General features: G+C 63.0%; 24 protein-coding genes and 1 pseudogene. 18 read left to right on the forward strand and 7 right to left on the reverse strand.

What is annotated here, in order from left to right; genetic code table 11:
• Window positions 1–2: 2 nt before the first annotated feature.
• Window positions 3–536: pseudogene (locus tag QMK32_RS18450) on the reverse strand (excalibur calcium-binding domain-containing protein); the annotation flags it as partial.
• 161 nt (window positions 537–697) lie between these two features.
• Between QMK32_RS18450 and QMK32_RS18455 the strand changes: the two are divergent.
• From QMK32_RS18455 to QMK32_RS18470, 4 genes are all read left to right on the forward strand, one after another.
• Complete coding sequence (locus QMK32_RS18455) at window positions 698–1,870, forward strand: site-specific integrase (RefSeq protein ID WP_283476623.1); 1,173 nt, start codon at window positions 698–700, stop codon at window positions 1,868–1,870.
• A 253-nt stretch (window positions 1,871–2,123) separates the two neighbouring features.
• Complete coding sequence (locus tag QMK32_RS18460; RefSeq protein WP_283476625.1) at window positions 2,124–4,049, forward strand: tyrosine-type recombinase/integrase; 1,926 nt, start codon at window positions 2,124–2,126, stop codon at window positions 4,047–4,049.
• The gene (locus QMK32_RS18465) at window positions 4,046–4,441 is read left to right on the forward strand and encodes a DUF6262 family protein (RefSeq protein ID WP_283476627.1); all 396 of its coding nucleotides are present in this window, start codon (window positions 4,046–4,048) and stop codon (window positions 4,439–4,441) included. Before QMK32_RS18460 ends, QMK32_RS18465 begins: the two co-directional genes overlap by 4 nt.
• 721 nt (window positions 4,442–5,162) lie before the next feature.
• Window positions 5,163–6,614, forward strand: coding sequence for an amidase (locus tag QMK32_RS18470; RefSeq protein WP_283476628.1), 1,452 nt, complete (start codon window positions 5,163–5,165; stop codon window positions 6,612–6,614).
• A 292-nt stretch (window positions 6,615–6,906) separates the two neighbouring features.
• Here QMK32_RS18470 and QMK32_RS18475 read toward each other — a convergent pair whose 3' ends face one another.
• Window positions 6,907–7,719, reverse strand: coding sequence for a helix-turn-helix domain-containing protein (locus QMK32_RS18475; RefSeq protein ID WP_349307575.1), 813 nt, complete (start codon window positions 7,717–7,719; stop codon window positions 6,907–6,909).
• 79 nt (window positions 7,720–7,798) lie between these two features.
• On the opposite strand from QMK32_RS18475, the gene QMK32_RS18480 reads away from it, so the two are divergent.
• Window positions 7,799–8,215, forward strand: a complete 417-nt coding sequence (locus tag QMK32_RS18480) for a PaaI family thioesterase (protein WP_283476631.1) — start codon at window positions 7,799–7,801, stop codon at window positions 8,213–8,215.
• A gap of 190 nt (window positions 8,216–8,405) precedes the next feature.
• Window positions 8,406–9,245 carry a hypothetical protein gene (locus QMK32_RS18485; protein WP_283476632.1) on the forward strand — a complete coding sequence of 280 codons (840 nt, stop codon included), beginning with the start codon at window positions 8,406–8,408 and terminating at the stop codon, window positions 9,243–9,245.
• 469 nt (window positions 9,246–9,714) lie between these two features.
• Here QMK32_RS18485 and QMK32_RS18490 read toward each other — a convergent pair whose 3' ends face one another.
• On the reverse strand, window positions 9,715–10,347 hold the full coding sequence (locus QMK32_RS18490; protein ID WP_283476633.1) for a hypothetical protein: 633 nt from the start codon (window positions 10,345–10,347) through the stop codon (window positions 9,715–9,717).
• Window positions 10,348–10,433: 86 nt separating this feature from the next.
• On the opposite strand from QMK32_RS18490, the gene QMK32_RS18495 reads away from it, so the two are divergent.
• Window positions 10,434–10,643 (forward strand): hypothetical protein, encoded by a 210-nt coding sequence (locus QMK32_RS18495; protein WP_283476635.1) that lies wholly within the window; start codon window positions 10,434–10,436, stop codon window positions 10,641–10,643.
• A 30-nt stretch (window positions 10,644–10,673) separates the two neighbouring features.
• Here QMK32_RS18495 and QMK32_RS18500 read toward each other — a convergent pair whose 3' ends face one another.
• Window positions 10,674–11,270, reverse strand: a complete 597-nt coding sequence (locus tag QMK32_RS18500) for a GNAT family N-acetyltransferase (RefSeq protein ID WP_283476636.1) — start codon at window positions 11,268–11,270, stop codon at window positions 10,674–10,676.
• A gap of 192 nt (window positions 11,271–11,462) precedes the next feature.
• Between QMK32_RS18500 and QMK32_RS18505 the strand changes: the two genes are divergently transcribed.
• On the forward strand, window positions 11,463–11,843 hold the full coding sequence (locus QMK32_RS18505) for a VOC family protein (RefSeq protein WP_283476637.1): 381 nt from the start codon (window positions 11,463–11,465) through the stop codon (window positions 11,841–11,843).
• A 524-nt stretch (window positions 11,844–12,367) separates the two neighbouring features.
• Window positions 12,368–12,730, forward strand: coding sequence for a hypothetical protein (locus QMK32_RS18510; RefSeq protein ID WP_283476638.1), 363 nt, complete (start codon window positions 12,368–12,370; stop codon window positions 12,728–12,730).
• A gap of 126 nt (window positions 12,731–12,856) precedes the next feature.
• On the opposite strand, the gene QMK32_RS18515 is transcribed toward QMK32_RS18510, so the two are convergent.
• Together QMK32_RS18515 and QMK32_RS18520 are read right to left on the reverse strand one after the other, a co-directional pair.
• Entirely contained in the window at window positions 12,857–13,069 is a 213-nt protein-coding gene (locus QMK32_RS18515) for a hypothetical protein (RefSeq protein ID WP_283476639.1), read from the reverse strand.
• Between the two features lie 326 nt (window positions 13,070–13,395).
• Window positions 13,396–14,667, reverse strand: a complete 1,272-nt coding sequence (locus QMK32_RS18520) for a DUF7373 family lipoprotein (protein WP_283476640.1) — start codon at window positions 14,665–14,667, stop codon at window positions 13,396–13,398.
• 281 nt (window positions 14,668–14,948) lie between these two features.
• On the opposite strand from QMK32_RS18520, the gene QMK32_RS18525 reads away from it, so the two are divergent.
• Genes QMK32_RS18525 through QMK32_RS18535 form a run of 3 tightly spaced genes read left to right on the forward strand, consistent with a single transcriptional unit; the run spans window position 14,949 to window position 18,756 of the window.
• Complete coding sequence (locus QMK32_RS18525; RefSeq protein WP_283476642.1) at window positions 14,949–16,910, forward strand: dynamin family protein; 1,962 nt, start codon at window positions 14,949–14,951, stop codon at window positions 16,908–16,910.
• Window positions 16,907–18,355 carry a GTPase gene (locus tag QMK32_RS18530; protein ID WP_283476643.1) on the forward strand — a complete coding sequence of 483 codons (1,449 nt, stop codon included), beginning with the start codon at window positions 16,907–16,909 and terminating at the stop codon, window positions 18,353–18,355. The genes QMK32_RS18525 and QMK32_RS18530 overlap by 4 nt, the downstream gene beginning before the upstream one ends.
• Window positions 18,356–18,402: 47 nt before the next feature.
• Complete coding sequence (locus QMK32_RS18535; RefSeq protein ID WP_283476644.1) at window positions 18,403–18,756, forward strand: hypothetical protein; 354 nt, start codon at window positions 18,403–18,405, stop codon at window positions 18,754–18,756.
• A 612-nt stretch (window positions 18,757–19,368) separates the two neighbouring features.
• Here the strand turns inward: QMK32_RS18535 and QMK32_RS18540 are convergent.
• Window positions 19,369–19,956 carry a TetR/AcrR family transcriptional regulator gene (locus QMK32_RS18540; RefSeq protein ID WP_283476645.1) on the reverse strand — a complete coding sequence of 196 codons (588 nt, stop codon included), beginning with the start codon at window positions 19,954–19,956 and terminating at the stop codon, window positions 19,369–19,371.
• Window positions 19,957–20,051: 95 nt separating this feature from the next.
• Between QMK32_RS18540 and QMK32_RS18545 the strand changes: the two genes are divergently transcribed.
• The 6 genes from QMK32_RS18545 (at window position 20,052) to QMK32_RS18570 (ending at window position 24,016) form a co-directional block, all read left to right on the forward strand.
• Window positions 20,052–21,005, forward strand: coding sequence for an aldo/keto reductase (locus tag QMK32_RS18545; RefSeq protein WP_283476646.1), 954 nt, complete (start codon window positions 20,052–20,054; stop codon window positions 21,003–21,005).
• A complete protein-coding gene (locus QMK32_RS18550) occupies window positions 20,996–21,880 on the forward strand; it encodes an acyl-CoA thioesterase domain-containing protein (RefSeq protein ID WP_283476648.1) in 885 nt (294 codons plus the stop codon). Before QMK32_RS18545 ends, QMK32_RS18550 begins: the two co-directional genes overlap by 10 nt.
• Window positions 21,881–22,005: 125 nt before the next feature.
• Entirely contained in the window at window positions 22,006–22,911 is a 906-nt protein-coding gene (locus QMK32_RS18555) for a class II aldolase/adducin family protein (RefSeq protein ID WP_283476649.1), read from the forward strand.
• Window positions 22,912–23,176: 265 nt separating this feature from the next.
• Window positions 23,177–23,380 carry a zinc finger domain-containing protein gene (locus QMK32_RS18560; protein WP_283476650.1) on the forward strand — a complete coding sequence of 68 codons (204 nt, stop codon included), beginning with the start codon at window positions 23,177–23,179 and terminating at the stop codon, window positions 23,378–23,380.
• 108 nt (window positions 23,381–23,488) lie between these two features.
• Complete coding sequence (locus QMK32_RS18565) at window positions 23,489–23,773, forward strand: recombinase family protein (RefSeq protein ID WP_283476651.1); 285 nt, start codon at window positions 23,489–23,491, stop codon at window positions 23,771–23,773.
• A gap of 99 nt (window positions 23,774–23,872) precedes the next feature.
• Window positions 23,873–24,016 (forward strand): hypothetical protein, encoded by a 144-nt coding sequence (locus QMK32_RS18570; protein WP_283476652.1) that lies wholly within the window; start codon window positions 23,873–23,875, stop codon window positions 24,014–24,016.
• Window positions 24,017–24,134: the final 118 nt, after the last annotated feature.

The raw sequence follows: 24,134 nt of genomic DNA on the forward strand, positions 1-24,134 counted from the left end.
CGTTACTCGCAACCGACGCCGTCACCATCACGGTCGAGCTTGCTGCTGTAGCCGGGTTGTCCGGCCCGGATGGGGGCTGCACCGGCTGCACGAACTGCGCTGCAATTCTGGTAGTACACGCTCGACGGTGCAGGCGCCTCGACCAGCGGAGCGGGCGCTGGTGCTGGTGCTGGTGCGACCGGAACAGGTGCTGGTGCGACCGGTGCAGGTCGAGGAGCTGGCGCTGGCGGAGCTGGAGCAGGTGCGACTGGGGCTGCGGCGCCGCAATCACCGAGGACGCGGGTGATCGCGTCGTGTTCGGGCTGGGTGACCCACAATCCGTAGGCGGCCTTCACCTCGACCTGCCGAGCAACATAGGTGCACCGGTATGCGGTGTTACTGGGGAGCCAGGTCGCGGCGTCACCGTCGCTCTTCTGCTGGTTCGCCGGGCCGTCGACGGCCTGCAGGTTGCGCGGGTCGTTCGCCAGGTTCGCCCGCGTGGCCGGGTCGAGTTGCTGCGCACCTGTCTGCCAGGCATTGCTGAGGGCGACCACGTGTTATCCGGTACGTCTCGCACGGTGCCGACGACGTCAGTGACGGCGGGGTGAAGTGACCAATCGGTATGTCGACGGTGGTGTTATCAGGTATCGGCGTGATGGTTGGGAAGGTCCGGTTGTCGGTGCTCGTCTCTACGTTTGCTGTCAACGAAGGAGTGCTGATGGCAGCGACGCAGCGGGTGACGTTCCAGGATGTCGTGACGTGGACGGTGGTTGACGACGTAGGCAAAGTGATCGAACCCGTCGAGGCCTACTTGGATTTTGCTCGGCAGTCGGATTACTCGCCGAACACGATTCGCGCCTACGCAAAAAGCCTCGCTCTCTGGTCGACTCATCTGGCCAGTTGCAACCGCGCGTGGGACGCGGTCCAGCTGACGGACTTCGGATCGTTCCTCCAGGCGTTGAGGGCGGGACGAGTCGGCTCCCGGACGGTTGCGCTAGAGCGGGGTCGTGTGGTTTCGGATGCGACGGTCGCGGCCCGGGTGCGGCCGGTGATGAGCTTCTACCGCTTCCACGCCTCGATGGGAGTGCCCGCGGCGTCGTTCCTCTACGAGCAGGTCCATGCCCGGCCGGGTCGGTACTTGCCGTTCTTGGAGCACGTGGCGCGGAGACAGACCCGCCGGAAATCGCAGGTTCGGGTGCGGGTCCGGCCACGGGAGGTGCCGGTGCTGGAGCCCGTAAATGTCAAGTCACTGATCGCCTCCGAAGCCAGCTTCGACCCGGTCAGCGGGGAGTGGATTGGGGACCTGCGCTACCGGTTGCTCTGGACACTGCTCGCAGAAACGGGATTGAGGATCGGTGAGGCACTGTCGCTGCAGCACCGGGACTGGAGCATGGGGCGCGGGGACACCGCTTCGGTCCAGATCGTCCCCCGGCAGCATCCACACGGGCTCCAGTTGAAGAGCGGGGCACGGCGCGTGTTCGTGGGTAGCGTGCTCGACCGACTGTATGGCGATTACGTGTGGTGGCTTTGTGACCGTGGCGCGGACGCCGTCATCGAGGACTGGGACGCGGCCTACATCTTCTGCAACGCCTTCCGGGAACCGATGTTCGCCCCACTGCGGCCAGAGAGCGTTTACGCGCACCTGGACAGGATGAAGCGCCAGATCCCGGAACTTCCGTCTGGGATGACTCCGCACTGGTTCCGCCACACCCACGCCACGGCCCTGTTGTTGGCCGGCACCCCGCTGCACGTGGTGAGCCGCCGTCTGGGTCACCGAGACGTGCAGACAACGACCAACACATACGGGCATGTCACCGAGGATGCCGAACTCGCCGCGTTGGCCAATTGGCGCCACATCGTGCAGGGATGGGAGGGCAGCGCCGATGTCTGAGCAGCCAGGCAGGGCCCAGCGCAACGGGCGCGCCGGGAAACGGCTCGACCGGCGAGACCCACGGCTACCGGTCTCCGAGATGTTCGATATCCATGTGGCCACGCATCTTTGGGAGATGTTGCCCGAGGACTGCCGGCGCGACCACTTCGACAAGACCACGATGCCCGAGCGGTACCGAGCAGCCGTAGCGGAGACTAGTGCCGGGGGTCCCTGGACTACAATCGCCGTCAGCATGCGAGGCCTACCCGAGCCGATGACCTGGGAGCTGGCTTGGTTGCTCCACCGTGAGATCGAACTCGGACGGCGCGTCTACCCTCTGGCATTCAACGCGACGAGCCGAGTGCTGCGCGCCGCCACCAGTCATGGCGGCGCCACCGCTCGGGCCGCCCAATCCTTGCTGCAGCTGACGCCCGAGGAGTGGCTGCGCCAAGCGCAGGGCGCCCGACTGCGCGGTACCGACTTGGGCCGAAGCAACGACAAGCACGCGCTGCACACGATCCGCCGGCTCCAAGACGTCTTGGTCTACCCATATCACCGGGGAGACTGGTGGCAGCTAAATGTCTGGAATCCTCAGCTCGATCCGCGCGTCCCGCAACGCGACCACGAGCCGCATGGGCGCAGCATCGCCAACTTCAGTCACCTGACCAGCGACTGGCTCCGGGAAGCAGCGAAGTGGTGGCTCTCGACCTGCCTGGAAACGGAGCGCTACTCCTGGAGCACGATGAGGACGCGGCTGGATGGACTGAAGTGGCTGCAGCGCTACCTCGAAGATGTTGGAGACGCCGGCCCATCGCTAGTCGCCGACCCCGATGAACTGCGTCCCTTCGTCCGCGGCTTCCTCGCCGGCGTGCGCAGTCACACGGTGACCTCGGGCCCTCGGACGGGCCATCCCCTGGCGGCGAACCCGCGGAGGGCAATTCTGAGCACAATTGAGCACTTTTACGCTTGGATGTATGACAACCGGACCGACGCGGCGGCCACTTTGCGCGAGCCACGGTGGCTGACGCTGGGTGCGGCTCACAGCGTCCTGTTCCGCCCCGGCGACAAACCGCGGCTGACGAACAAACGCAGCGAGGACATGGTGCTCGAGGACGACGTCGTGTCTCGCATCGCCGAAGGCGCTGAGCTGCTGGCGCTCCCCAAGGCAGACGGCGGCCTTGGCGATCTCGCGGCGTTCCACGCGTTGATGCTGCTGATCCGAACCGGCCGCCGGGTCAACGAGGTCCTGATGATGGACTTCGACCCGCTGCTGCCGCTGGTCGGCACCAAGGACACCGACGAGTCCGGTCTGATCGCCCGAATGCGCTACCAACAGACGAAGGTCCAAAGCGGGCAACCGAACTCGATCCCCGTCGATCACGAGGTGGTCGCCATCATCCGCGCCCAGCAGGCCGAGGCCCGACGACACATGACCGCGATGGGCTGGACAGATAGAGCGCCGCGCTACCTCTTCCCACGACCAAGGGAAAACCGCAACGGGATGCACCCCTACTCCGCCGCCACCCTCCACAGCGTCCTCGGCAAGCTCACCGACCGGCTCGACATTGTGGACAGCCATGGGCGGATCGTGCCTATCAGTAAGACCCACCGGTTCCGCCACACGGCCGCAACGAACCTACTCAATGCCGGGGTCCCGCTGCACGTGGTCATGCGCTATTTCGGCCACGTCAGCCCGGAGATGACGATGCACTACGCGGTCACCCTCGCCCAGACCGCTGAACGCGAGTTCCTCCGGTTCAAGAAGGTCACTACCGACGGCCGCCCTCTGTCTGTGGACCCGAGCGACCTCTACGACGTTTTGCAGCTGGATAGGCGAGCGGATCGAGTTCTTCCCAATGGCTGGTGCATGCTGCCGCCGAAGCAAGTGTGCAATCGCGGTAACGCCTGCCTCTCGTGTGACAAGTTCGTCACCGATGCCAGCCATGCTCCGGCGCTGCGCGGCCAGCTCACCGATACTGAACGGCTGGTCGAACAACGGGAGGCCGCGTTCTTGGCTAGGTATGGCACACCGATGGGCGAGGACAACATCTGGCTGCAAGGCCGGGCAGCGGAAACCACTTCACTGCAGCAGATCCTGCTCGCCATCGAAGACGTCAGCGATACCGCACAGGCCGTACGAGGTGCCGGAGCCAACGACCGCACCCAGCCGGTGAAAGACACCGGGAAGGACGCCCAGTGAGCGAGCACCTGATCCGAGCCGCCAAATCCCGGCACGACGAGGCCCTCAGATGCGCCACCGCTGCGCTCCAACAGATGGCCGAGGAAGGCGAACCGGTCACTTTCGCCGCCGTCGCCCGACGCGCCGGCGTGTCCACCGACTTCCTCTACAACGCCGCCGACTTACGATCCAAGATCACCGATCTACGAACCGCACCATTAGTCCAGCGCACAGCCGAACCGACGACAGATGGCGAATCCAGCAGCAGCAGCGCGATCCGGGCCCTTTCGAGCCAGCTGAAGGCTGAGCGCCGCCGCCACCAAGAAGAGGTGCATGCGCTCCAGGCGGCTCTGGCCACGGCGCACGGGGAGAACCTCCACCTACGCCGACGCCTCGCACAGCTCGAAGACTGACCGCCGCTTTCAGGCTCCGGAGCCGTCCGGCCCAGGAACCGTCCTCCGTTGTGAATGAATCCTCGTGCTGGTCTCCGCGTTTATGGGTTCCGGTGTGGCTTCGCATCCAATGTGGCGGAGCTAGGCGGGTTTGAGCTGCGGTCCGCCACATGCGACAGATGCAATGTCAGTCGATTCTTCCCATCGGATCTGGCGAATTTCTTCTCGCCCTCCGACCGAACGGGCGCGGCTGTCATACCGGCGCGCGCCGAGTAGTTCGAGGCTCACACGCTCCATTGAGACGTTGGCCCATATACCTTGCACCAGCTTCGGCACTTGCGATTTGACCCACGCTGCGGAGTATGGTGCGTCCACGCCGGTGCTAATGAAGCTCGCCGGTCATACCTCGATTCGCAGCCTCGCGAAGTACGCGCGGGTGTCCGATGAAGGTCTCCTAAACTTCCAGTCCGACACCGATCCCCGCCGCGCGCCACCATAACCGGCGGTCGGGCGAATAAGCTGTGGAAACACGGTGAGCACTGAGATATCCATCCCGTTGCGCAAAACGGCATTCCGTGGCCTGTGCCAGTGGCGTTGGTTCACTGCAACCACTGTGACCTGGGTGGGGTGTCCTCAATGGCAGAACGAGTGCGCGACGTCGCCAACATAGCTGGTGCGTTCGACTTCTGTTGTGCGAAGCCGCATTTTATGTCTTCCACGGCAGACCCATAGCGTCGGATTCATGAAATGGAATTTTCGGTCGGCCGAAGAACTCGCAGCAGCGTTGCACGCCGGTGAGGTGACCTCGGCAGAACTGACCGACGATGCGATCGCCCGTATCGAGCGCGACGACAAAGCAATCAACGCAATCTGTGTGCCGGACTTCGACCGTGCACGGGCTGACGCGCGCCGTGCCGACCAGGCGCGCGCCCGTGGCGAGGAGCGGGCATTGCTCGGTATTCCGGTGACAGTCAAAGAGTCCTACAACATCGCCGGGCTGCCCACAACCTGGGGCATGCCGCAGCAGAGGAACCATATACCGGCCGAGGACGCGGTACAGGTGTCGCGGTTGAAGGCCGCCGGCGCGGTGGTGCTCGGTAAGACCAATGTGCCGTTGATGCTGCGAGATATCCAGAGCTTCAACAAGATCTACGGCACTACCAACAATCCGTGGGATCACAGCCGCACGTCGGGTGGCTCGTCGGGTGGGTCGGCGGCGGCCCTGGCGTCCGGATTTGGCGCACTGTCCATCGGTTCCGACTTAGCCGGTTCGCTGCGTACCCCCGCGCATTTCTGCGGTGTCTACGCACACAAGCCGACCCTCGGGCTGGTGCCGACCCGCGGCATGGTCGCACCGACCGCACCAGCATTGCCGGTCGACCTCGACCTCGCTGTCGTCGGGCCAATGGCCCGAACCGCCCGTGACCTCACACTGCTGCTCGACGTCATGGCCGGACCGGACCCGCTGACCCACGGCGTCGCCTACGACGTTGCACTGCCGCCCGCGCGCCACGAACGGCTCTCGGACTTCAGTGTCCTGATCATCGAGGACCATCCGCTCATTCCGACCGGAGCGGCTGTGCGGGCGGGCGTGAACCGGGTCGCCGAGGCGCTCGTCGACGAAGGTGCCCGCGTCGAACGGCGCAGTCCCCTGCTGCCCGATCCGATCGATGCGGCGACGCTGTACATGCTGCTGATGCTCTCGAACGCCGCCGCAGGTATTCCCGTCGATGTGTATGAACAGCTACAGACCGACGCCGCCGCCCTGAGCGCGCACGACCGGAGTCTTGATGCGGCGCGGGTGCACGGCATGGTGCTGAGCCACCGCGACTGGGTCGAGGCGAACAACCGTCGCGAGCTCCACCGCCACAGCTGGCGGCAGCTCTTCGCCGAGTTCGATGCCGTGGTGTGCCCCATCACGCCCACTCCAGCCTTCCCGCACGACCACAACGGAGGTCTGGAGGACCGGCACATCGACATCGACGGCGTCGCCTATCCGTACTTCGACCAGCTCGTGTGGGCCGGTCTGGCGACCATGCCCGGCTTGCCTGCCACCGCCATCCCGGCGGGCCGGTCCCAAAAGGGCCTGCCGGTGGGAGTTCAGCTCATCGGTCCCATGTTCGAGGACCGCACCCCATTGCGGCTGGCCGAACTGCTCGAGCGGAAAATCGGCGGCTTCCAGGCCCCGGAATAGGGGCGTTCTACCGGACACGACTCGAATCCGACCCTGCAGCCCGTCGTGGGCAACCAACACCACCCCGGAGAATTTCGCTGGCCCCGATACGACGGAAATGACCGCACTGGTCGACCCAGCTCGCCCACAACCTCCGGCAGCGACACCCACGCCACCCGCCGCTTCACGCCACCCTCGGTAATGAACACGGCCCCCGAAATCCCCGGCAGACCTTGTCTGCCCTGCCGACGGTTCCAGCACCGAAACATCATTCTCGCCACATTCGATGAGAACTCGGCACCACATCGCCAGATCACCTGAGAACTGACATCCGGGCCTGGAAGTGAAGTCGGGTGGTGTCGTTTGCCGGATAGAAGGTTTCGATCGCCAGCTCTGACAGAGTCACTTCGCGAGGCGTGCCGAAGACGGTGGTAGTGGATATGAACGACAGCACGACGCCATCGACAGCCCTGATCTCCAGAGGTACGACGAAGAGGTCTTCATCTAAGGCAGGGGTTGAGGCCGCATCCGAAAATTCGTTTATCAGTGCCGCTAGATCGGCATCACCTGTTGCGGTGTATTCGCTTTGGAGTCGCTGCATCACTGCCGATCGCCACTGATCGAGGTTCACGATTCGCGAAGCCAATCCATCAGAACTCAATGTAAGTCGGATGACGTTGATGGGCGGTCGAAGCATGATCGGGTCGACGTCACCGAACAGCGAGTACGCCGCATCGTTCGCGGTCACCAAATCCCATCGACGATCAATGACCAGCGCTGGAAAAGGCATATGCGCCTGCAAGATTGATTCCAAAGCTCGGCTCACATCAGCGAGCGGAGCGTCACTGAGCTGATGTTGTGGGTGAGCGGGAGCGAAGCCCCCAGCCAGCAGGATTTGGTTTTGTTCACGAAATGGGATCTGAAGCTGCGCGCACAGGCGCAGCAGCATACGGCTGGTGGGATTCGAACGCCCGGTCTCGATGTAGCTGAGGTGCCGAGGTGAGACATCAGTGCTGTGCGCCAACTCCAATTGTGAAAGCCGTCGCCGCAGTCGCCACTCTCGGACCAGGGCACCCGCTGAGACCTGCATCAGCCAACGGTAGTGCAGAGATGTGGGCACCACCATGACCTCGGAGGTAATCGACGTGCAGACCTTTTACACGTGAACTTGGAGGACAACCCACCCCACCGAAGGAGATAACCTCATGATCAGCGCCCTCGCTCAGTATTGGATCGACAAACTAGTGGCTGGTTCACCAGTGGGCAAGGCGTTGACGCTGTCAGTCGAGGACGCTGAGGTCGATGCAATTACGCTTGCCATGCCGATATCTGAAGATATCGAGACCATGCCTGGCGTCATCCATGGGGGGATTCTGGCAACGCTCATCGATGCCGCCGGAGCGGCTGCTTCTGCTTCTGGGGTTGTCGAGGCGGACAACGCGACGGGAGGAGCGACTACACACCTCTCGGTTGCCTACTTTACCCCGGCTCGTACGGACCTTGCCGCGACTGCCGAAGTTGTCCATAGAACCCGGACGACCACGACGACCGAGGTCGTTGTCAAGGACACTCAAGGGAATACCGTTGCCAGGGGGCAGGTAACTAGTCGCATCTTCCACTAGCTGTTGTACGTCTGATGGCAACGTGTCCGTATTCGAAGGTCGCACTATTCATTCGTTGCTGCAACGGGACCCTGCTGGTGCAGGAATCGGCCGTGTCGTTGATTGTGCTCACGCGCCAGACCGGCGGCCTGGACAAGCAGAGCGCATAGGTGCCCGACGACGTTCGAGGCGATCCACCCACTCCCAAAACATGGCGCATACGATCCATGCCATGGGCAGGCAGAAGCGAATCGCGTTCACTGATGAGCAGCGACTAAAAGCGTTCGTTCTTCGCGCCCGACGGATCACATCGCACTCGCTGTGGCGCGAACAGCGAGATCTCATGGAACGAGCTCGTAGCGGGCAAATGAACGTGTTGATCACCAAGGATCACCGAACAAATGAAGATACTTACGTGCTGAGAGAGGAGTATCCGGCGGAGGAGCTTATGGAGTCGTTGGCCGCGCGGATTCGCCCTCTCACGCTCGACGGCGATGACCTGCACTTCGCAAAGGTGCTTAACTCCGTAGCAGCCCTTGCTCCAGCCGCCGAATTCCCTCCCTACATTGAACCGATCACCATCTGGCACAAAATGTGGGAAAACGTTGCGACGCGCGACGACAAGGCCCAGGCGTACTACATCGTCACCGAACAAGGCACCGCTACGGACCAAGACTTGATGTATGCGTGGTTCTACGGCGATGTCGTGCATGCCGACGACAAAGAAGCAGAATCTAAAGGGCTCGGGGTGACAGAACGATACAAGGCTGCCGCCGGCATCGTCGCGCGAATAGTCGACCACGTTCACCTTACGCTGCTGTTAGTGGAGAGCCTTGTCGACGAGGGTGTGCTGACCATTGACCCTGAGTTGTTTGCCAGGGACGTAATCGTTACCGAGACAGTTTTCGAGAAGCCAGTCAAGGCCTATGCTTCCGACGTTGAAACCCCTCTGCCGACCAACGACGAAGAACTTGACCCAAGCGTTTGGCAGCCAATGTCCGAGGCCCTGTCGGATCACCTTACGAGGCCCAGCGGGTGCGATCTTTGGTGAAAGCAGCGCCGGATTCGACGTGAGGACTGGAAAGTCGATCCGAAGCGGCTTGCCGATTTACTCTTGCGAACATGATCGGCCACCCCAGTGACTCCCGGCAGCACGCACGCGGCCGACCCCTCCCGAGTTCGCAGTCGACCTTGTGCGACCGCTTCTCCGTGTACCGCGACTAAGTCGGCCTGACCTCCGGCGCGCCAATGCTTCCGGCACTCCACTGCCTGCTGCTTGGTCATTGAGGGGTGAACGCACGCACCACGCATGGACCCGTCTGACGCACTTTCTCGACCAAACTCCCCCGACAGCAAAGCGGTCCCGTAACACGATCTTCAAGCGGGACGGGGCTGACCCACCAAGAGAGCGAGCGGTGCTCGCGCCGACATCAACCGTGCTTCATCCCAACGGCAACTACGCAACTCCGGCGGGATGGCCTACCGTGACCGGCATGCCGTCGACACACTGAACATATGTTTCATACGTCTTCTACGGTGACCGCTACAGATACCACGTGGTCGATTTGGACAGCGCTCGAGGTATCGGTGCCGCGGACGAAGCTGATGGTGGTGCCGGTGTACGTATCGGCCAGGGTGCCGGTCTGCACCGCGCACCCGTTGGACCCCGGCTTCAGAGCGATAGCGGTGAGGTCCCGCCGCAAAATATCGTTTCTCGTATCGCAGCCATTGCGCCCACCTTCGACCGTGACATCGTCGGTCCACGCCTGCCCGAACACCTCACGGTCGTACCCGGTCTTCGGGGCTCTTCCCTTGATCGGCACCGTTGCCAGCATGCCCAGCGCAGCGTTGGCACCATCTGCGTTCTCGACCGCCAACGCCACCGGTACGGGCGCGAGCATCGACTCGGGTGTAGTCGCGGCGGCGCCCGGAGCCACGGGCAATGCTGTAGCGACGGCAGCTTTCGGAGTGCTGGTCGTCGTGGCGGATGCTGTGGCAACCGCCGCCTCCTGCGCCGCTGTGTCCCTCGACCCGGTCGGATCCACCACACCGATGATCAGCAAGCCGGACACGACTGCACCGGTGACCCACGGCCACTTCCGTCGCCCCTTCGATGCGGTTGATGCAGGCGGCGGGTAGTCAAAATCAGACACAGTGGTTCCCCTATAGGCAAAGTCATTGACGAGCGTGGTCGGTCGACATCGTAGTAGGACCGCTAATAGCGGCCGATACATTCGAGATGCCTCCGCCGTTATCGGCGGGGCAGTGGTGGTCGCATTGGATCGAGTTCGGGCTCATCGACGCGATGGTCATCTCACTCGTCGAAGTCACCTCCGGAGATGTGCCGGCTGCGGGCGTGTCGTTCAGCTCCGGTGAGGGCGGGCGCAAATTGGGTGCGAATCCGGCGGTGACGGATCTCAATGCGGGAAGCAACATGCAGACAGCCTGAATTGCGCTCGCCTGAAGCCCTGGATCCGATTCAGCCTGGGGTTGAGTCTCCCCTGAGCAAGCTGTGTACGTGCATGTCATGCCACCCGTCTGCATGGCGTGCTGATTCGCGACGGATGCCTTCCGTCTGAAATCCGGCCTTATCCGCAACGCGACACGACGCAGCATTGTCTACCGAGTGTTCGAGTTCGAGTCGGTTGAAGGCCATTTCGTCGAAGGCCCATCTTGCTAACGCAACAACGGAATTCGGGCACACTCCATACCCGCGCGCAGATGCGGCCATCCAGTACGCCAGATCGGCCGTCCCGTCATAGAGATCAATATTTTTCAATGCGATACGACCGAGTAGGCGGTCCGAACCTGAATCAACCACAGCCCAATGGGCTCCGGATTCTTTGGGCCACTCAGACTGCCACCACCCTCCGATCCATCCTGCTGCCTCCTCGATCGAATCAGCGCGTTTGACGTGCCATCGTTGGATGAGTGGGTCCTGAAAGATTTCCATCACCGCTGCGGCGTCGCCGTTCAACCACGGCCTGAGCGAAACCGACCGCGACACCTCGATCACGGGTTGTTCAATCCCGAACAACGATCCCTCGGGGATCGACGGTTCGACCAGGATGGGCACAAAGTCAATCCTGGTACAGCGTAATCAAGTTGAGCAACACCTACCCGACAAACCGTTCTCGGCGAGACAACGCCGTCAAAGGCACTGCTTGCGAGCACACGCTCTGGTTGGCAGGATCATCGCCAGCGTCGCGTGTCGATGACGGACAGCGTCAGGCATGGAGGCGTGGAACTGCCCAGGAGGCAGACACTCATGACCATCACGTTCGATCACACCATCGTCGTCTCGAAAGACCGGTCGGTGTCAGCTGCATTCTTTCGTTGGTTGTTCGACCTACCGGAAGCGCCATCGTGGGGCCCGTTCACGAACGTCCAGCTCAGCGACGGGGCACTCATCCAATTCGCGGAACCGCCGGTCGACGAGATCCAACCACAGCACTACGCTTTCCGCGTCACCGACGACCTGTTCGACATTGTCGTCAAACGACTTTCGAATGGAGCAATCAGGTATTGGGCCGACCCACACCAAACCCAAAAGAGGCAGATCAACCACCATCACGACGGTAGAGGCGTCTACTTCAAAGACCCGGCGGGCCATCTGATCGAGGTACTCACGAAGCCTTATCTCCCGTAATCAGCATTCGACGAGTTTCGCCTGAGCGGCGGCCTGAAGTCGAGACGCTGCGTCCGAGTAGCGATAGCAATACCGCACGAAGCTCTGGCGCGTGATCACCTCGATTGTTTGAAACAGGGGAACCGGCTGATGCCGATCACCCTTTTGTGTTCGCCACCTCCTACCCATCTTGGGAGCCGCGATAGGTGTGTGAACTGCCTCCGGCAACACTCGGCGGAACAGGATAGTCAGTATCCTGCGCTGCTTTGCGCTCCTGCCTTCCTATGCGCTGCAGTAAAGCGACGATATCGGCAATCGCGGCTCTCATATGAGGGTCGTCGGGGTCGTACCCCTCGTCGAGAAGTGCTTGTCGGTAGTACCAATCGTCTTCCACACTGAGTTGGACGAATCCGCGAGGTATTCGGTTCCATTTTGTTGAATATTCGAGTGATCGGAAGATCGAGCAACGCGGGCGAGCAGTCCAGGTGACTGTGGTGGGGAGCCGGCCCACCCTGTTGTCATATGCCACCTTTAGAGTGCGAGGCATGGTCGAGGCGAGGGTAGGGCGCAGCGATGTGGCAGGCGTGCCGGACGAGGTTCTCGACGAGCTCGCGCAGTCGTTGGCCGAGAAGATCGATATCCTGCTCGATCGATTGACCGATCGGGCGCTGACTGCGCCGGCGGCCGGGTCTGCGGCCTGGCAGTCGGAGTGGGCGCACCGCGACAGCACCAAAGGTCGCGCACAGCAGGCTCGGCGTGTACGTGTGCGGGCGATACTGGCCGACAAAGCCGGGATCGCAACACATCAGGTCCCGCCGAATCCGACGACGGTCGGGCAGATGACCCCAGCTACCCGACCTCGGACCAAACGCAAGCTCATCGACGATGCGCAGTTGTCGATGTTCTGAACATCCGATATGCGGGGCGGCCGGCTGCCGCTCTCTGCGACAGCGGTTGGATCTCGGAGGTAACCTCACCCGAAAGCTCCGGTAGTCGGTGCACCACGCACGATCAACTACCGCGCAACCATCCTTTCAGTCGACGCAGGCTTCGACGAGTGCTCGCTCCTCGAGATGAAGCGCTTCGATCTCTTCGAGGGCTTCGCGAAGATAGTCCGGCACACGTGGCGTGTATGCCCACCGCTCGCGGACATCCTTGCATCGCAGCAGTGAGACGGTGTTGTCGACTGCGGACCTCGGCTGTGGCTTGTCAGCGTTGGTCTTTCGGTATTCAAGGTCATCGTCCACATCTATTTGGACGCACCGGAGACCTGTGGGGTTCCAGCGTGGGCAATTTTTTCTTCCAACTCGGAGACCAGGATGTGCGCGATCGGGACCGCCCCACCTTCTGCGCCGGGGGTGTATGCGAGCGCGAGCATCCTGACGGAAAGATTTTCTCCAATTGCGGAACCGTTTAACTCTGCGCTGCGTCGAACAAGTTGGGGAGGGGTGTTTGGCCGTCTGAGGGGGAGGTCGACTGCTCCTCCCCCCTCGCATCTTCCGCCGTATGGGCGATAGCTCGCCCTCCCACCCTCAACTAAAGTTGAAGATTGGCAGTCTTGGCGTGGTCGGTTTTATTTTGCGTTCTGATCGGCCTTGGCGAGGATGAGGTACTGCGCCGAAATCTGCTGGTCGACGTCTTTTTTGTTATCGAGGCCGGATGCTTCCCCGACATACCGGCCGTTGGCGATCATGCAGTAGTCCTGGGCGCCTTGAACTGTCTCTTTGGTGACGCAGCGGGCATCGGGCAGACCCTGCGGCGAGGGAGCTTCGGTGTATCCCTGACTGGTCAGGTCATTGTGAAATTCGTTCATGATCTTCTGTGCACCTTCATCATCGGATGCGCGGTAGACGGTGGTCTTGTATACGGCGTTGTTCTTCGAACCGGCTTCGGTGAGGACGCGGTAGGTCAGCGGCGGGTTGGTGGAACGGTGCGCCATGCCCCGGGGGCCGTACGCGGCCATGTCGTTGCCGAGTTGGCTTTCGTCGTCTTCTTCGGGGATGGCGTAGATCAGAATCTTGTCCTGGTCCGTCATCGGCAGTTCGGCGGGCTTGTCGCCGCGCTGTTCTTTGGTCGGCGTGGCGGGGAACTGATCGATCAACGGTCCCTGTAGGTCCAATGCCTTGGCCACAGCGGTTGCAGTCCAGTCCTTCTGGTCTGCTGGCGCGCTCGCGTAGGTGTACAGAACGTAAGTTCCGTGGGCGGTGAAAGCGTTGACGGACACTTCCGGGCCCGCGTTGAAATTGTGCTCGGACGTCGAGACGAGCGTGTTGGGCAGTATTGCGATGGTCTCGGGCTTGTCGAGTCCGGTGTCGTCCGAATCGACTGTGATGAGGTCGTTGTGGATTTCCCGTGCAGCAGCGGTGGCACCTTCGGCGGTAGCGAACCGCATCACTACGTGCACGATCGAACGTGACGGGTCGGTCACTGTGGGGACCGGCGTCGAGGCTGTAGTGGAGTAGCCGTAGAGAAAGTCGTGCTTCTTGGCGATGTCCGGTGCGCCGCCGTTGATGATGACTCCGATGTTCGCGGAGCTACGCAGGCCCATCGTCGGCATCCCCACCTTCGAAAGTCCAGGGTCTACTTCGAATGGGGCGAGGGTGAATTCGGCAAGGCGCTGCGTTTCGACGTCGAGGATCGTGTCGTCAGCGGCGCGTCCGTATTCCGGTGCCGGATCGGTGGGGTACGAGCCGGTGTCGAGACCGGCAGGATCCACGGCAGCGTTGTCACCGCCGGATTTGGCGACCGGCTCACCGTCCGCGCTGCCATCGGTACTGCATCCGGTGAGGAGTGCTCCGGCACAGGCCAATGCGCCGGCGCGCACCATCCATGTCTTTGTTCGCACGGTCGAACGTCCCTTCTCGAGGTCTCGGTCCGGCCTGTAGAAAGGCGCCGGAACGAGACGATGTCTGTGATAGTTGGATGCAGCTCGGGTGCGAAAGGTTCCCGTCTTATCTCGAACGCCGCACTGCGGCGTCCCCCAGCGGCTCCGACGCGGGTGCTCCGATGCGCTCGCATCCGCCGAGGCGTTAAGGTCTGACCGGCACACAGTCGGCGCTGCATCGCCCGAGTGCGAACAGGTAAGACGCAATGGCATCGAGTAACGAGTATTCCGGGGGAAGATACGTGGCCGACAGCACCGGTGTCCGCACCGCCGCCGGCAACGTCGGCGTAGCCGACTCTCCTCGCATTGTGAGCGAACACCCCAGCCCGGGTAGAGCAGCCGCGACCGTCGCACCGTTGGGTCAGCGTGCCGACGCTCTACTCGAGACAGTCAATAGTAAAATCTTGCGGCCCTTCGGCTACGACGCCATCAGCGATCTCGCCGAACAACGCGCAGCGGACAATCACCAGTCCCGTTCGGTGATCGTTGTCGGCGAGGTCAAACGCGGCAAGAGCTCACTGGTCAACGCTCTCGTCGGATGCCGCGATCTTTCTCCTGTCGGGGTGGAGGTGACCACCTCGACGACCATCGCGTTCGGCGATGCCTCCGAGGATCTTCCTGCCGGGACAGCGCGGCTGCTCTACCCGGGCCGCGGCGTCGAGATCCCTGCATCCGAACTCGCGGACTGGGTCTCGTGCGAAGGCATCCATGTCGCGAACACTGCACTCCACGAGCTGCCGACGCGCGCAGCAGTTGCGGTGCCCGGTCACCGGATGCCGGGGTTGACGGTGATCGACACCCCCGGTGTCGGCGGGCTCGACCCGTCCTACGCGGCACTGGCAACATCTTCGGCAGCTCAGGCGTGTGTACTGGTCATCGTCTGCGATGCCACCACCCCGCTCACCGCTCCGGAGATGAGCTTCGCGGCCGCGGCCGGCAGCGCGACCGAAGCGCTGATCGTGGTGGTCACCAAAACCGACAAGAACGTGCGCCGGTGGGCGCCGATCGTCGAAAACGACAAGCAGTTGCTCCGCGAGCATCTGGGCCGCGACGTACCTGTTGTGGGTGTGTCGAGTCTGCGTGCGGTCGTTGCCGCCGAGATGGCCCCCGGTCCAGGTCGTGATCGCGCCGAGCATCGTTCCGGCATCACTGCACTGCGCACACTGATCGATGCGAAACTTGCCGGCGCGCAGTACATGCCGGTTGCCAATGGCCTGCGAACCTCCCTCGGCGGTCTGCGGACCCTCGCCGGTGATATGGAGACGCAGATCGCCGGGATCACCGACAGTGCCGCCGTCCTTCCGGATCTCACAGCGAAGCTCGAGGAACTGCAATCGATAAAAGATCATTCGCAGGAGTGGGAGCAGTACCTGCAGCGGGATCTGACGCTGATCCGTCAGAGCGCCACCGATGAACTCGATCGCCGACTCGACGAGATCCGTGAGAAGTGGACGACACGGATCAACAAGAACGGCATGGACGTATTGCGCAGGAATCCGCAGCACTTCACTGCCGAGATGGAGAAGGATTTCCAATCGGCGATGGCCGGGTCCGTGGCGGTGTTCCTCGAGCAGCTTTACAACGAGATCGTTGCCCCACGATTCGACTCGGATGTCGTGTGGGAGCAGATCTACGGGCAAGTGGTCACAGTGCTATCCAACCGTACGATCGAGACCCATCAGGTCACAGGCAAGCGTCAGGGGCTGCTCGACCCGTCGATGCTCACGATGGGTGTCATGGGTTCTTCGATGCTCGGGGGCATCATCGGCGTGACGACCATCATCGGAGTGGGCGCCGTCGTCGGCGTCGCCTGGGTGGGACTGAACATCGGATTCCGTGCCATGCGCGCGGGTAAGACGAATCTGTTGACGTGGCTGAGGGAAACCATCGCCACCACCAAGACCACCACCACCCGCATGATCGATTCGACGCTCGCACAGGCCCGCCCGGAGATCGTGATCCGCTACCGCGAACACCTCAAAACCTCCATCGCGCATTTGCAGGAGCAGATCAAGGACGCCCAGGACAGCGCCCGCGCCGATCAGGCCACACGGGAGAAGAAACTGGCTCGTCTCGAGGGAAATCTGAAAGTGGTCCGCGGCAACATCACCCGCGTCGAGGGGCTCATCGTCGAACTTTCCGCCCCCGCGCCCGCACGCTCGGTCGGCGATCGGCAGATGGTCACCGTCGAAGGTGGGCAGTGAACGCCCCGGCGGGGCCGGCGTTGGACCCGGTGCGCGCCGCTCTCGACCGGGCGCTGCACGCACTGGCAGCCGTGGGCCCCGATCTCGCTGCCCATGCCAACCGCATCGGTGAGATCTTGTGGTCGCCGCCGCGCATCGTCGTCGTGGGACGTCTCAAGGCTGGAAAGTCCACCCTGGTCAATGCCCTGATCGGTGCGTCTGTTGCCGACACCGCAGCTCTGGAAGCCACCGCCATTGTCTCGGTGTATCAAGACGGTGCCCCGGCCCGCACCGAGGCAGTTCTGCTCGATGGCGCCCGCCGCCCCGTCGACACCGTCCGAGGCGCCATCACCGCCCTGGACATTGCGCCCCACGAGATCGCCTACCTGCACCGGCGACTTCCATCGGCCGCGATCCGCGACTACACGCTCATCGATACGCCAGGGCTGGCCACCTTGACCACCGAGAACGAGACCCGGACCCGCCGGGTGCTCATCGATGGTTTCGAGCAGACACGTACTGCCTCCGTCGATGCCGACGCCGCAGTGTTTCTGTTCGACTCTGCGCCGCGCGCCGACGAGCTCGACTTCCTCCGCCGGCTCGGCTTCACACCGTTGACCACCCTCGGTGTGCTTTCGCGTGCAGACGGATTCGGCGAAGGGGCTCTCGGCGGCCGGGATCCACTCGAGCACGCCGAGCATCATGCGGCCACCCTCGCAGCGCAGCTCTCGGAGACCGTCATGACGGTTCTGCCGATCGCGGGGCTGCTCGCCGAGACCTCTCACACTGGTGCAGTGACCGAGCAGGACACCAGGGCGCTCGCCGCGTTGGTCGACATCGAGCCCTTCGACCTGATCGATCTCCTCGATTCCGGCGCTCACGATGCCTCGGCTGGCATCGGCGCCGGTGGGTCGGTGTCGGTCGAGGTCCGCAACAGGCTCCTGGATCTACTGGGCGAATACGGTATCGTCCACGGCCGCACCATCGCGCGCGGCGGCGCAGCTGCACTCAACGATTGGCTCGTAGCCCGATCCGGCGTCCCGAGACTGCGCAGTGTCTTGACCTATCACCTGGGCAGCTTCGCGCACCTGCATCGCGCGGGCCGGATCATCGGTGAACTCGAGCGACTCGCGTACACCCACCCCGACCGCGGCCGTATTCGCGCGATAGTCGACACGCTGCGTACCGATCCAGCACTGCACACCGTTGTCCTGTTCGGACATCTCAAAGCGATGCTCGATGCGGATCCCACATCGCCGGTAACCACCGAGCTGCGGCGGCTCATCGAATATCCCCACCCGGCCGCAGCGTTGGGGCTGCCGCCGAACGCCTCACCCGCCGACATCCGGGCTGAGGCGCAGCGCAAGCTCACCTGGGCGCACACCTGCGCCCTGTCGACGTTGACCTCCGCCGAAGATGCGGCCCTGGTCTCCCTGATTCACACCTACGGGCTGATGCTGCGATGAAATATCGAGCGCGGCCGATGCACGATCGGCGCAGGGGGTAGCGGTACATGGACCACATAGTGGTGTTGACAATCGATTTCGGCGACGACGGCGTCGTGGTCGCGGCGACCCGCACCGAGCAGTGCCAGGTTCATTCGCTGACGTTGATCAGGCAACGCAGCGACACAGATCGAACCCGTTCTCCCGCCGAGGTAATTTTCGATGGCATCGACCAGGTCACGGTGGCAAGCGCTCGGCTGAGCAATGTGCTCGCCCCGCCGGACGATCTCGTTCTCACTCATCCCCAGCACTGGACTCCGGCTCAGGTGCAGACACTGCACGAGGGCGCCGACGCTGCCGGATTTCCGGACAGCCGGGTGCATGTGCACCCGAAACCGTTTATTGCTGCGCCCCGCTCGTAGTTATGGGCGGGTATCCCAGATACTGCGTGCGCCGGCCTGAGTAATCGCCGGTCTCGTCGGCGCGGCACCCCTGTTTCCTTGGACGTGTCGCTGAATTTCGGCACGTTATGCTGGTAAAACTCCCGCGATGGATGTGATCTTTGGTGGTTTGCCGAACTACTGTCGGGAACAGGCACTCTCCAGGGACTCCCGATAGCGCGCATGCGGCCAACCCGTCCCGAGTTCGCCGCCGACCTTATGCGACTGCTTCACCGTGTACCCCCGCTAAGTCTGCCTGACCTCCGGCGCGCCAACGCGTCCGGCATTCCACCGCCTGCTGCTTGTCCACTTTGGTGGTGAACGCACTCGCCACACGCAATACAAGCGGTGCAGCAATGCGTGCCCACGAAGCATTTCCTCTTGAACAAAGCGGGGATTTCGAGTTCAGACGTTTGCGCTGGTACAGCGTTTGCATAAGCAGCTTAAGTTGCTTCCCACAACAACCGTGTTGTAAGAGGCAGTTCTAAAAACGTGGCTGAAAGCTGATATCCAGGCGTGTGGCGGGCGGGATACGGATGAACTCCTGGTAGGTCAGAGGGTGCTTACGTCCCTCATCGACTCGCCGCTCGGCCACTAACCGTTCGCGCCTCCCGCAGCGGGGAACAGCCGATCGACCGCGGCGACAATGGCCGCGCGACGGGCCGCCAGGAACTGATCGCGGGTACTGCCCTCGGTCGAAGGCAGTACGGGTTGGTCGGCCCAAGCCGACGCGAGCTGGCTGACGAACACGAGGATGTCCACCGGGTCCCACGAGGGATCGAGCAGGCCGCCCTGTTGTGCGCATCGGATCTTCGCTATCTTCCGGCGGGCGATGTCCCGGGCGGCGGCGCCGGTACCGACGAATTCGAGCTCTCCCCACCGCATGATACGTCGGTTGTCGGGGTGGGCGACGAAGTAGTCGTGGACCCGTCCGGCGTATCCGGGGAGATCGGCGGGGTCCAGCTGCGTCGCCTCGGCGACCGCGTCGAGCTGTTGGGCGGCGACGAACCGGTAAAGCTCGTCCTTGCTGCGAAAGTACGCGTAGACGCGCTCCTTGCTGGTCTTGGCAGCCTTGGCGATCCGATCGACCCGTGCACCGGCGATCCCGTGCCGTGCGAACTCGGCCGTGGCCGCCTCGACGATGCGGTCACGGGTCGAATCGGTACGAGGGAGGAGCGACACCCTCCACCCTATCAACCCGAACTGCTCGGTTTGACGATGCTCGCAGGCACACATAACATCAAACCGAACTGTTTGGTTCGACTTGAGAGGGATTCATGCAGCAGAGAACATTGGGGACACAAGGTCTGACCGTGTCGGCGGTGGGTTACGGGTCGATGGGCACCACCGTCGGCTACGGCACTACCGACGACTCCGAGTCGGTCGCCGCGATCCGTCGGGCGCGCGACCTCGGGGTGACGTTCTACGACACCGCGGAGATGTACGGCTGGGGAGAAGGGGAGAAACTCCTCGGCCGGGCGGTGGCACCGTTCCGCGATGAAGTGGTGATCGCCACCAAGTTCGGGTTCACCCCCGGCTTCGGCACCGACTCGCGCCCCGAGCACATTCGTGACGTGGTCGAGGCCAGCCTTCGGAACCTGGGAGTGGACAGTATTGATGTGCTGTATCAGCACCGACTCGACCCCGGCGTGCCGATCGAGGACGTCGTCGGCACCATGGCCGAATTCGTCGACGCCGGCAAGGTTAAATACCTCGGCCTGTCGGAAGCGACACCCGAGTCCATCCGCAGAGCGCATTCCGTGCACCCGATCTCGGTGCTGCAGACTGAGTACTCGATCTTCGCGCCGGATGCCGAACCTCTGTTCCCGCTGCTGGACGAGCTCGGCATCGGGTTCGTCGCCTACTCGCCGCTGGCACGCGGATTCCTCACCGGCACGGCGAAACCGGCCCGTGACCATGAGCGGGGGGACTTCCGCACCTTCATGGACTGGTGGAACGCCGACTACTATGCCGCCAACGCCCACATGGTCGACCAGCTCGCTGGACTCGCCGTCGGCAAGGGCATCACCGTCTCGCAGTTGGCGTTGGCATGGACCCTTGCACAGCGCGATTTCATCGTCCCAATTCCGGGCTCGCGCAATCCCGACCGCGTCGCGCAGAACGTCGCCGCTGCCGACATCGAGCTGACCGCTGACGATATTGCACGTATCGCCGCGATCGCACCCGACGGCGGGCAGGGCGACCGCGGGACTCCCTCGCCATGGCTGTAGAAGACCGTCGGCCTGCTCACGCCGACACCGTTGCCGCAAACGGAGGGGACGTCATGGCGGCGTTCTTCACCTGTAAGAACAATCGATACTTCCCGGGCCGCAAGTCCCTGAGCGCCTGGAGTTCCACCCAATTGTCGGGCACCGTCGTCTGCGGACTGTTGGCGCACGGGCTGGAGACACACAGTCCCGGAACGGAGTTCGTGCCCGCCCGGTTCACCGTCGACATGTTCAGCCCGGTCCTCGACGAGCCGATCGAACTGCGCAGCGCGGTCATCCGGGATGGCAACCGCATCCGGGTAGCCGACGCGGAGATCGTCCAGCGAAGCCGGGTCCGGGCCCGCGCGACCGCGCAATACCTGATCGCCTCCACCGAGCCACCCGGGGAGATCTGGCGACCTACCCATGACATGCACGTTCCCGATGTCCGCCTCGACCACCCGGAAGGCTCGATGCCCCTGTTCAAATCCGGGGTCGGCGACTGGACGCACAGCTTCACCTCCGGCTTGAACGCGCACCGCAAGACCGTGTGGAACAACATCCCTCCTCTCATCGAGGGCATGCCCATCACCGCGTTCGAGCGCTCGGCCGTCGTCGCCGACTTCACCAACCTCATGTGCAACTGGGGTACAGCTGGCGTCGGCTACATCAACACCGACGTCACCATGACCCTGTCCCGGCTCCCGGAAGGACCGGAACTGGGTCTGCAGGCACGGGACCACGTGTCCGCGAACGGCATCGCGGTCGGTACCGCGAGCCTCTACGACCGCGCTGGGCCGCTGGGGACGTGCACGATCACCGCTTTGTCCAACGCGCGTCGGCAGGTCGACGTGGCGGTCGCCGGTGAGATTCAGCCAGCGACCGCAGCCATGATCTGAGCCTTCCCGACGACGCGGATGGTGCTCGGTAGCCTGTCCGATCCGCGGAGTCACTGTCCCGACGCCGCCTGTTTCACAGGCGGCACTCCCACACAGACTGCTTCTTTGAGAAAGAGACCTCGCTCATGACCGTCACTGCAACAGATCCCGGACCGCGTGAGCGCGCTGAGAAGAAGGTCGGGTTCGCTGATCGCGAACTGCCCTTCCCGCTGCCACCGACTTTCGACTCCGTCGACACCGAGCGCGAGTACCGCAAGAAGCAACTGGCCGACGGGTTCAGGATCTTCGGCCGGCTCGGATTTTCCGAGGGCGTGACCGGGCACATCACCGTCCGGGATCCCGGCGAGCCGGACACATTCTGGGTCAACCCGTTCGGCATGGCGTTCTCCCGGATCAAGCCTTCCGACCTGGTCCGCTGCGATCATGACGGCAATGTCTTGGAAGGACGCTTCCACGTGAACCGCCCAGCCTTCGTAATCCACGCGGAAGTGCACCGCGCCCGGCCCGACGCCGTAGCCTCCGCCCACGCACACTCGCTGCACGGCAAGGCCTTCTCCACGCTCGGAATCCCGCTGGACCCGCTTACGCCAGACGCGTGCGCGTTCTTCGAAGACCACGGCGTATACGCGGAATTCGGCGGCGTCGCCAACGACGTCGAGGAGGGCCAACGGATCGCTAAGGCGATCGGGGATCACAAGGCCGCGATACTGCAGAACCACGGTCTGATCACGGTCGGCAAGTCGGTGGCAGAGGCGGTGTGGTGGTTTGTATCGATGGACCGCGCGTGCCAGGCGCAGCTACTGGCAATGGCGGCTGGCATACCGAAACCGATCGACCGGGAGTCGGCGCTGAAGGTCCGCGAGCAGACCGGCGGTCACTTCTCGGGCTGGTTTCAGGCCCAGCCGATGTGGGCTGAGCTGGCGGTTTCGGACTCGGGCCCGTTCGACATTCCAGTGACCGTGACCGAGAACTACGACCGACATGTAAGAACGGTTGCCTCGTCTGTGCGTGACGTGGTGAGTGGGTCATGAGCGACGCGCGATCATCCTGATATAGGTGGTTGACCACCACAGGAAGGAGTTTCGTATGGATAGCGTTCCGCGCGCATACCATCGAACGTCGGCCCGAGGTGCCTGCGCATGAGGCGTGTCGCGGGTCGATCCACGCGCTATCACCGAGTGGACCTGGCACGACCATCAGATTCGACGTTGACATACCCATGACCATGTCAACGTCGAATCTCCATACGGGCTGACTCGTACCGGAGTCTTCAGACACATTCTGAGATAATCAGGGATGGACCTGACCTCGGAACATGCCGCCGCTGCGGTCGAACGCTATCCGTGTTCGAAGTGCGAGGCGCCGGTAGCAAGCTCGTGCTGGACACAGGCCGGGAAGACCGCTGCAAAGTACTACACGGCCTGGTTCACCCTCGTGCCGTCGCTGCGCTACGAGCTCACCGTCGCTGTCCCGGGCGACCAGTGCCCCGGCAAGAAGTGAACGCAGAGACTCAGGTCGTCGCGGCGAAGCCTGAGACGAACGGGATGCCGATCCGAATCGTTTACGCCCGTTGCAGTACGGCCCGGCAGGAGCTGCAGAGCCAGCTCGATGCTCTCGGCCGCGCGCTGTACGCGGGTGCTCTCCGAGAAGGTCAGCATCCGCATCAAGATCCGCCCCGAGCTGGAGAAGGCACTGGCCCTCGTCCACGAGATCAAGACCGCTGCGCCGGACCAAGCGGTGATCCTGACCGTGCACGAGCTCAAACGCCTCGCCCGCAACGCTGCAGAAACTTATGCCCCATCTGCCCAGCTACAAAGCGGTGGGGTGCAACTGGAGCAGCTGACCGGATCTAGGACCCGCTCGGCATGGGCTCGATGCTTTCGCCGTGCTTGACGTCGCCTCAGCTCGACCGCGAGTACATCCGAGAGAAGACCCTCAAAAGGCCAGCAGGCTGCCGTCGACCGCGGCGGCCGGCCGAAGGTGATCGACGACGTGCGCTTCGCCCACGCGCTACGCGAGAAGGGCACCCCAATACCCGACATTGTGAAGAAGCTGACCACCAAGACCGGCCAAAGCGCTGGCCGGCATCCCTCTGTCGCCTCGCTCTACCGGGTACTCGCTGACAACGACGCCTGACCAGGTCCTATAGCAACCCGCGGACCCTTTCCGGGGTATTCGGATCCCGCCCTCCTGGGCCTCGAAAAAACAATGCGATCGGTGGGAACCTTTACCCGGCCGCGAGCATCTAACTCTT

The organism is Rhodococcus sp. H29-C3 (assembly GCF_030063405.1).
In the GTDB taxonomy this organism is placed as follows: domain Bacteria; phylum Actinomycetota; class Actinomycetes; order Mycobacteriales; family Mycobacteriaceae; genus Rhodococcoides.